This window comes from Flavobacterium sp. ZB4R12, from assembly GCF_048276375.1.
GTDB lineage: Bacteria > Bacteroidota > Bacteroidia > Flavobacteriales > Flavobacteriaceae > Flavobacterium > Flavobacterium gawalongense.
Window position 1 is genome coordinate 1 of sequence record NZ_JBLNKS010000034.1, and the last position, 6,694, is coordinate 6,694.

At 35.3% G+C, this 6,694-nt stretch carries 4 protein-coding genes; 2 read left to right on the top strand and 2 right to left on the bottom strand.

The annotated features are described in order from the left end of the window. Positions 1 to 1,660, top strand: a 1,660-nt coding sequence (locus tag ACNO7W_RS16130) for an HYR domain-containing protein (RefSeq protein ID WP_417938894.1), incomplete at its 5' end; no start/stop codon positions are given. A gap of 904 nt (positions 1,661 to 2,564) precedes the next feature. Here ACNO7W_RS16130 and ACNO7W_RS16135 read toward each other — a convergent pair. Together ACNO7W_RS16135 and ACNO7W_RS16140 are read right to left on the bottom strand one after the other, a co-directional pair. Then, complete coding sequence (locus tag ACNO7W_RS16135) at positions 2,565 to 3,890, bottom strand: ammonium transporter (protein ID WP_417938895.1); 1,326 nt, start codon at positions 3,888 to 3,890, stop codon at positions 2,565 to 2,567. A 542-nt stretch (positions 3,891 to 4,432) separates the two neighbouring features. Beyond that, the gene (locus ACNO7W_RS16140; protein WP_417938896.1) at positions 4,433 to 4,810 is read right to left on the bottom strand and encodes a PH domain-containing protein; all 378 of its coding nucleotides are present in this window, start codon (positions 4,808 to 4,810) and stop codon (positions 4,433 to 4,435) included. A gap of 92 nt (positions 4,811 to 4,902) precedes the next feature. Here ACNO7W_RS16140 and ACNO7W_RS16145 point away from each other — a divergent pair, with 92 nt between their 5' ends. Further along, the gene (locus ACNO7W_RS16145) at positions 4,903 to 6,438 is read left to right on the top strand and encodes a YifB family Mg chelatase-like AAA ATPase (protein ID WP_143386589.1); all 1,536 of its coding nucleotides are present in this window, start codon (positions 4,903 to 4,905) and stop codon (positions 6,436 to 6,438) included. Positions 6,439 to 6,694 lie beyond the last annotated feature (256 nt).

The window sequence follows — 6,694 nt, forward strand, 5'->3', positions numbered from 1 at the left end:
TATCACTATCCGTGACAACACTGCTCCAACGTTCACCCGTCCAGCTGATGTTACCATCTATACAAGTGCAACATGTACTTACGATAAAACAGTAACAGCCACAGGCGATGTAAGCAATGAAGCAGACAACTGCTCCACAGGATTACAGGCAAGCTTTACTGATGTAACAGCAGCAGGTACATGCGAGGGAAGTAAAGTGATCACCAGAACATGGCATTTGGTTGACAACTGCACAAACGCAGCAGCAGACCAGATACAAACCATCACGATAAATGATAACATCGCACCGGTAATAACCTGTCCCGCTGGTAGTTCGTTTACAAAAAATACAGATCTTAATCTTTGTACTTATAAAATACAGGGTACTGAATTTAATGCAACGGCAACAGACAATTGTTCAACAACTGTTATGACCTGGAGTGTAACAGGTGCAACTACATTGAGCGGTAGTGGTTCTATGGCAAATGTTGTTCTTAACAAAGGAGCCAATACTATTAATTGGACAGCAACAGATGCATGTAATAATACTTCCACCTGCTCAATAGTAGTAAATGTAAATGATGCACAACTGCCATCTATAACTTGTCCTGCTAATATTACATTATCAGCTTGTGTAGGTACCGCCTCATGGACAACAGCTTTGGCAACAGATAATTGCCCCGGCGTTATTGTTGCACAAACTGCAGGACCAGTTTCAGGGTCAACTTTCGCTGCTGGTACTACAACTACTATTTCTTATGAGGCAAAAGATACAGGTGGAAATGTAAGTTCTTGTTCATTTACAGTTACAAGAGCTACAGCGCTAAGCGCAACATTTACAAGAACTAATCCAAATCATTATTTTGGACTATCTGGTGATCAAACATCAAAAGTAACAGTAACACCATCAGGTGGTGTAGGGCCATATACTGTTTCAATTACCATGAGTCGTCCCCTAATATGCAATTATATGAACAGTACCGGAGATGAATCATGGATAGCTGGTACAATTGCTCCTCCATGCACAACTACTAGTTCTAATATCACGTTTCCATCCACGGGTTTAAATCCTGGAGGTAATCCAATTACAGTTGCTACTGGTATTTCAGTTAATGGTTCTTATTCCGTGACGGTAGGATTGATGGCAAATGCATCTTTTACAGCAACTATAACAGACGCAAATGGATGCATAATAACAGCTCTTCCTTTTGACATTCATGGAGAAGATGTACGTTGCTTTGCGGGTAATAGTGGTAAACTAAAAGTGAAAATTTGTCATAAAACAGGAAACGGTTCATGCAAAGAATTATGTGTGGATGAATCAGCTGTTGGAGCGCATTTAGCCCATGGAGATTTCTTAGGTAGTTGTGCATCAGGTTGCGTAGCGCCAACATTACTTACAAAATTTGTTAAAAATGACAAGAAGCTTATAGAACCCACTCCATTCAATGTAAAAGCCTACCCTAATCCAACCCAACATCAGTTTACTTTAGTTGTGAAAGGGGGCAGCAATGAAAAAGTAGAAGTAATAGTATATGACATGCTTGCCAGAATGGTAAAACGTTTTGAAAAAAGTGATGGACAACTGATTATGTTCGGTGAAGAATTACCAACAGGTGAATATCTTACAGTAATCAAACAGGGTGTTAATATAAAAACGGTCAATTTGATCAAACAGTAAAGTTATTTCATAAGCAGAGTTTAAATCAACTCCATTTCAGTTTTTAATTGGGATGGAGTTTTTTATTATGTAGCTGTTAGAATGGTTTAAGAATTCAGTTTTCAAGAAAAATAATACCAATTATACCATTTAATCTTTGAAAATACTGTTATCCTTTTTCATAAAGGGTATTGAGAAAGAAATCTCGCAAAGGCGCAAAAACAATCTATAATTGCTTCTTGGCGACTTTGCGAGAATAATTATAATTTTTGAAATCCTTTTACAGTAAATTTAAAACACAAACGGTATTAGACATATATTTTAGTCTAACTTAAATGATCTTAGATTTCTTATATGGTTTAAAAGACACTTCCTTTTTTTAGACTATTTTATAATTACAAATTGTTTTGTGTTTATGATAATTAAGAAACATTCAATGTTATACCATTTACGTTTAGAATTTACTGGAGTATGTTTCTAAAAATTTGTCATTGCTTCGTCGGACACGAGCGATCAATGTCATTAAGTTAAGGATTCGTCAGTTCGTCCCGACGCTTCGGGAGAGTAATAATTTGCGACAGAAAATTTTTACGAAGTATCGAGAACCCTTACGTTTTGAAGGCTTCTCGATACAATTTTAAACATTAAAGCTATCGCATTAATGTTCAAAATTACTCGAAGTGACGGTTGAAACAGCTTAACTTAATGACATTGCACGAGCGATAGCGAACTGGCGAAGCAATGACAAACAGACGGCTTATTTATTCCAGTAAAAACAAACTTAAAATGTATTAATCAGTTGTACAAAGGAAAATTTAAAAATAAAAATAAGTTGTCTGAAAAGGTGTTTTTGAGTAATAAAAAAACCACTCTGAAAACGAATTTCCAGAGCGGTTTAATTTAAAATTACTTATAAAAAAATGATTTACAGATATTCTCCGTGTTGAGAAATATCTAAACCTAATTCTTCTTTATCTTCACTTACTCTTAGTGGAGTAATTTTACTTACAACAAAGAAAAGGAAATACGATACCGAGAATGCAAATATCGAAACAAGAACTAATGCTTTTAATTGAATTAAAAACAATGTAGCGTCCCCAAAAATTAAACCTTGGTTATCACCAACAATAGCATTTACAGATTTTGAAGCAAATACACCTGTTAAAAGCATACCTACCATACCACCAACACCGTGACAAGCAAATACATCTAATGCATCATCAATTTTACCTTTAGGGAATTTACTCACCACAAGATTACTTACAATACTGGCAATAAGACCAATTGCCATTGCATGAGGGATACTTACGAATCCTGCAGCAGGTGTAACAGCTACCAAACCTACAACGGCACCGATACAAGCTCCCATTGCGGAAAGTTTGTGTCCAAGAATTTTATCAAGAAATACCCAACCCATTGCAGCAGCACCGGCAGCAACTGTTGTAGTTCCTAAAGCTTGTGCAGCCAAACTACCAGCTCCTACAGCAGATCCTGCATTGAAACCGAACCAACCGAACCATAATAAACCAGTTCCTAATAAAACATAAGTAATACGGGCAGGATTCACTTTTTGAACTTTTCTTTTTCCTAAGAACATCGCTCCGGCAAGAGCAGCCCATCCTGCACTCATGTGGACTACTGTTCCACCGGCAAAATCCAATACTCCCCATCCAAATAATAATCCATCTGGATGCCATGTCATGTGGCACAAAGGAGCGTAAACGAATAATATGAATAAAACCATAAATAACAAGTAAGCCCAGAAACGAACACGTTCTGCAAAAGCTCCTGTTATTAAGGCTGGCGTAATAATTGCAAATTTAGCTTGAAATAAAGCAAACAAGATAAATGGAATAGTTGGGGCTAATTCCCAAGCAGTGTTAGCACTTACCCCTTGAAAAAATAAGTTTGACGTAGGATTTCCTATAAATCCACCGATTGATGGTCCAAAACATAATCCAAATCCAACAACAACCCATAAAACAGTTACTATAACCATAGCCATAAAGCTTTGTAATACGGTACTAATAACATTCTTTTTGCCTACCATTCCACCATAAAAGAATCCAAGTCCCGGAGTCATTAATAATACAAGAGCTGTGGCAACTATCATCCAAGCCGTATCTCCAGTATCTAATTTTAATTCAACAACGTGTGCACCTAGTGTTGTAGATTCAACAAAAAGATGAATTGAAAAAATGGATAATACTAGAATTGTGATCAATATCACACTTAAAATAATCTTTCGCATAGTTTTTAGTTTTAAATTTCGATAAAAATATAAAATGATTTTAAACCCCCTATTAAAAAAGAGTATAATATTTTATTTTTATTGATTTTTCAATTTAGCCCCCTATATTTTGTGGGTATGTGATAATTCAACATTAAATTTAATGATTTATTAATGTTGTTTTTCTAAAAAACGACAGTTTCTATAAACTATTAAATTTATCATAATATATTAGCAGTCTTTTAATATTATATGGATTATTCGATAATTATACACAATAATAAACAATTTTATCGAGAATTTGTTAAAATAACAAACAAAAAAAACACCTGATACAATTAAAGTATCAGGTGTTTTTTTAATTTTTGAGAAATTATTATTTTAACCCGCTGGGTGTAATTAGTTTTTAATTTTAATTTTCGTCAGTTCGAGTGATTTTCGAGAGAAAATTGTATCGAGAACAAGGAAATTAGAATTAAAAATGGTTCTCGATACATTTTTTGTTCCGTTTTACTACACAAAAAATACTCGAACTGACGTTTGGAATAATTACACCCAACGGGTTATTTTAAAATGTGTTGACTTAAAATTTTGTAAACTTCATTGATATTGTTTCCTCCTTTCCCAAATTGTTTTGAGATGGGTTTATCCTCACTGTTTAACCAAATTTTTAATTCGGCATCCATATCCAGTATTCCCGCACTTTCTTTGGAGAATTTTTTGATGCTGGAATAAGGGATTGACATGTAATCTACTTTGGTTCCAACTAATTGTTTTTCGACCAAAATCAACCTTTTATTGGTAAAAATAAACATGTCTTTAATTACTTTATATGCTTTCTCGATTATTTCGCCATCAATTAAAATAGGGTCGAATTCTTTTGAAACATTTTCAATTGTTACTTCTGATGCGTTGCCTAAAATGGCGTTAAATAGTCCCATAATTTTTTTCTAGTTTATAAATTTCAAAAATAAATTAATTTCCGTGTTATTAATGCCAATATTTTACTAATTTACGTACAAAATTAACATACATGCTAGTTAAAGTTTTTGGAAGTGCCGTTTTTGGAGTTGAAGCCACAACGATTACCGTTGAAGTAAATATTGATAAAGGAATTGGATATCACTTAGTAGGATTACCAGATAATGCCATTAAAGAGAGTAGTTATAGAATTGCCGCTGCGCTCAAAAATAATGGGTACGCTATGCCAGGTAAAAAAATAACGATTAATATGGCTCCGGCTGATTTGCGTAAAGAAGGTTCAGCTTATGATTTGACTTTAACGATAGGGATCCTCGTTGCTTCAGGACAAATTAAAGCAGATGACATTGACAAATACATTATCATGGGTGAACTTTCTCTTGATGGAGGTTTGCAACCCATTCGTGGTGCTTTACCAATAGCAATAAAAGCCAAGGAAGAAGGCTTTAAAGGTTTTTTTCTTCCAAAACAAAATGTAAAAGAAGCCGCAATTGTAGCAGGTTTAGATGTTTATGGAGTAGAAAATCTACAAGAAGTCATTGATTTTTTGGAAGGAAAAGGAACATTAGAACCTACAACAATAGACACCAGAGCTGAATTTTATAAAACACTGGATTTTCCAGAGTTTGATTTCTCGGATGTAAAAGGGCAAGAAAGTATCAAGCGTTGTATGGAAATTGCCGCTGCCGGAGGACATAATATTATTTTGATTGGTCCGCCAGGTGCAGGAAAAACAATGTTAGCGAAACGGTTACCCAGTATTTTACCACCCATGACTCTGCGCGAAGCATTAGAAACGACCAAAATTCATAGTGTTGCAGGGAAATTGAAAGAAGTGGGATTGATGAATCAAAGACCGTTTCGCAGCCCACATCATACAATTTCAAATGTGGCATTGGTTGGAGGAGGAAGTTATCCACAACCAGGCGAAATTTCCATGGCACATAATGGGGTTTTGTTTCTGGATGAACTGCCTGAATTCAAGCGAGATGTTCTGGAAGTAATGCGTCAGCCGTTAGAAGACAGGGAAGTAACTATCTCAAGAGCTAAGTTTACGGTTACTTATCCGTCGTCGTTTATGCTTGTGGCGAGTATGAATCCGAGTCCAAGTGGTTTTTTTAACGATCCTGATTCGCCTCAAACTTCTTCACCACACGAAATGCAACGTTATTTGAGTAAAATATCAGGTCCTTTATTAGACCGAATTGACATTCATATAGAAGTGACTCCTGTTCCTTTCGAAAAATTATCCGATGACAGGAAAGCTGAAAGCAGTGTTGATATTCGAAAAAGAGTGACTGCGGCGCGAGAAATTCAAACGGAACGTTTTGAGCAAATGGAAAATATACATTACAATGCACAAATGAATACCAAACACATTAGAGAACATTGTGCGTTGGATGATGTTTCAAAACAATTATTAAAAACTGCAATGGAACGGTTGAATCTATCAGCACGGGCTTATGATAGAATTTTGAAAGTAGCCAGAACAATAGCTGATTTGGATGCAGCTCCAATCGTTGTTTCCAGCCACATTGCCGAAGCGATTCAGTACAGAAGTTTGGATCGAGATGGCTGGTTGGGTTAATTTAGATTTTAGTTAGTAAAATTTAAACTAAAAAATCGGGTATGAAACCTACCGTCTGGACACAATTTAAAATAGGACACAGATAACACAGATAACACAGATAACACAGATTGAAAAGATTTACACAGATTTTATGATATTGTCTTGTCCTAAAATAGGTTTACACATTTAAACGACAATTAAATGAGAACAAGTAAAGTTATTTTAGGATTTAAAAGGCCGATAGAAATTTCTAATATGGAACGTCGGCAGATAG

What these genes read in the sequence shown, in the direction of transcription:
- ACNO7W_RS16145 (WP_143386589.1), top strand. Translation starts at nt 4,903, where the DNA reads ATGCTAGTTAAAGTTTTTGGAAGTGCCGTTTTTGGAGTTGAAGCCACA.
- ACNO7W_RS16135 (WP_417938895.1), bottom strand. Translation starts at nt 3,890, where the DNA reads ATGCGAAAGATTATTTTAAGTGTGATATTGATCACAATTCTAGTATTA.
- ACNO7W_RS16140 (WP_417938896.1), bottom strand. Translation starts at nt 4,810, where the DNA reads ATGGGACTATTTAACGCCATTTTAGGCAACGCATCAGAAGTAACAATT.